Origin of the sequence: Roseibium aggregatum IAM 12614, assembly GCF_000168975.1 — a bacterium.
Lineage (GTDB): Bacteria > Pseudomonadota > Alphaproteobacteria > Rhizobiales > Stappiaceae > Roseibium > Roseibium aggregatum.
The window spans coordinates 17,501-20,322 of record NZ_AAUW01000037.1 but is presented as its reverse complement, the minus strand read 5'-3'; the positions used below and the strand labels follow the sequence as shown (position 1 = coordinate 20,322).

Annotated in this window: 1 tRNA gene and 2 rRNA genes (1 of these 3 cut by a window edge); all 3 read right to left on the bottom strand. The window is 55.2% G+C overall.

Annotated elements, in window-relative coordinates:
* Positions 1 to 31: 31 nt before the first annotated feature.
* Positions 32 to 108: transfer RNA gene (locus SIAM614_RS29790), tRNA-Met, on the bottom strand.
* Between the two features lie 318 nt (positions 109 to 426).
* Positions 427 to 541 (bottom strand): 5S ribosomal RNA (rrf, locus tag SIAM614_RS29785).
* Between the two features lie 291 nt (positions 542 to 832).
* Positions 833 to 2,822: ribosomal RNA gene (locus SIAM614_RS29780) — 23S ribosomal RNA — on the bottom strand (it continues 733 nt past the right edge of the window).

Here is a 2,822-nt window from a genome sequence, read left to right as displayed (position 1 = left end):
AAAAAACCCGGCGCGAGGCCGGGTTATTTGTTGGTTGCGGGAGCAGGATTTGAACCTGCGACCTTCAGGTTATGAGCCTGACGAGCTACCGGGCTGCTCCATCCCGCGTTATTCGGTTGTTTTCGGGGTACCGAGGTATCCCGGATGGGCTTGAGTAAGCCCGGAGATTTTAGTTTTGTTTGTCCTCGGCGCTTTGGTCCTGGGGGCAAACTGGGCTGCTGCATCAAGGCTGCGGCAGCGTGTTTCGTGTTGCCTTGAGTGCTGCGCTGTTAGGGGACAAGAAGTTCCGGAGCGCAGCGGAGGCAAGGCCAAGTGGCCGCCGGCCAGACTTTGTATTTGGCAGGCCGCCCCGCGGAGCGCAGCCCGAAGGGCGTTACGCGCGTGAGCGACAGACAAATTGAAGAGGTTTCAAATTGCGATTAGCAGGCCTGGCGGCGACCTACTCTCCCACACCTTAAGATGCAGTACCATTGGCGCTGGGGAGTTTCACGGCCGAGTTCGGGATGGGATCGGGTGGGGGCTCCCCGCTAGGGCCACCAGGCCGGCGAAGCGCAATTTGCGTGAACTGGTCTATATATTTATTTGATTTTGATCTGGTTTTCCTTCTGCTTTGCAAGGAACAAGAGCTCCGAGCGCAGCGAAGGCAAGGCCAAGTGGCCGTCGGCCGGTCAGGCCGCGTGGTTCGCAGGACAGGTCCAAAGGACCGGTACGTCCGTGAGAACAAAACCATTATCTCAAACGCGCTCAAGCAGCCCAAAGGGCGATAGCGCACTTAAGATGATCTTTTTGATGCGCCAGGGGCGCATCCAAAAGATGAACATTGACTAATGAGAGGATCAAGCCGAACGAGCTATTAGTAAAGCTAAGCTTCATGCGTTGCCGCACTTCCACACGCTTCCTATCGACGTGGTGGTCTTCCACGGCTCTTCAGGGAGAACTGGTTTTGAGGTGGGTTTCCCGCTTAGATGCTTTCAGCGGTTATCCCTTCCGTACATAGCTACCCTGCAATGCGGCTGGCGCCACAACAGGTCCACCAGAGGTACGTCCATCCCGGTCCTCTCGTACTAGGGACAGATCCTCTCAATTCTCCTACACCCACGGCAGATAGGGACCGAACTGTCTCGCGACGTTCTGAACCCAACTCACGTACCACTTTAATTGGCGAACAGCCAAACCCTTGGGACCTGCTCCAGCCCCAGGATGTGATGAGTCGACATCGAGGTGCCAAACAATGCCGTCGATATGGACTCTTGGGCATCATCAGCCTGTTATCCCCGGCGTACCTTTTATCCGTTGAGCGATGGCCCTTCCACGAGGGACCACCGGATCACTATGGCCGTCTTTCGACTCTGCTCGACTTGTCAGTCTCGCAGTCAGGCAGGCTTATGCCATTGCACTCAACGAGCGATTTCCGACCGCTCTGAGCCCACCTTCGCGCGCCTCCGTTACCATTTGGGAGGCGACCGCCCCAGTCAAACTACCCGCCACACACGGTCCCGGATATTGTTGTACCGCGGTTAGATATCCATGACGACAAGGGTGGTATTTCAAGGGTGACTCCACAAGAGCTGGCGCTCCTGCTTCAACGTCTACCACCTATCCTACACATGTCGTGACGAATACCAGTGTGAAGCTGTAGTAAAGGTGCACGGGGTCTTTCCGTCTGACCGCAGGAACCCCGCATCTTCACGGGGAATTCAATTTCACTGAGTCTATGCTGGAGACAGCGGGGAAGTCGTTACGCCATTCGTGCAGGTCGGAACTTACCCGACAAGGAATTTCGCTACCTTAGGACCGTTATAGTTACGGCCGCCGTTTACTGGGGCTTCAATTCGGTGCTTGCACACCTCCTCTTAACCTTCCAGCACCGGGCAGGCGTCAGACCCTATACGTCGCCTTACGGCTTCGCAGAGCCCTGTGTTTTTGATAAACAGTCGCCACCCCCTGGTCTGTGCCACCCCACAACGGTTGCCCATCGTGAGGTCTCCCTTCTCGCGAACTTACGGGAGCATTTTGCCGAGTTCCTTCAGCATAGTTCTCTCAAGCGCCTTGGTATTCTCTACCAGTCCACCTGTGTCGGTTTCGGGTACGGTTTATACGGTGGAGCTATTTCCTGGAACACCTTCGCTGCACCCCCAATCCAATAAGGAGATACAACACACGGCATCCGTCACTACCACCAAGCTGCAGAATATTAACTGCATTCCCATCGACTACGCCTTTCGGCCTCGCCTTAGGGGCCGGCTAACCCTGCGCCGATTAGCGTTGCGCAGGAACCCTTGGACTTTCGGCGAGCGGGTCTCTCACCCGCTTTATCGTTACTCATGTCAGCATTCGCACTTCTGATATCTCCAGGAGCCCTCACGGGTCCCCCTTCGCAGACTTACAGAACGCTCCGCTACCGCGCATCCTAAGATGCACCCGCAGTTTCGGTGTATGGCTTGAGCCCCGGTACATTTTCGGCGCGGAACCCCTTATTTAGACCAGTGAGCTGTTACGCTTTCTTTAAATGATGGCTGCTTCTAAGCCAACATCCTGGTTGTTTTGGGAGTTCTACATCCTTTCCCACTTAGCCATAACTTAGGGACCTTAACTGGCGGTCAGGGTTGTTTCCCTCTCCACAATGGACGTTAGCACCCACTGTGTGTCTGCCGGATAGTACTTCTCGGTATTCGGAGTTTGGTTAGGATCAGTAAGGCGGTAAGCCCCCATAGCCCATCCAGTGCTCTACCCCCGAGAGTATTCATCCGACGCTCTACCTAAATAGATTTCGCGGAGAACCAGCTATTTCCGAGTTTGATTGGCCTTTCACCCCTAGCCAC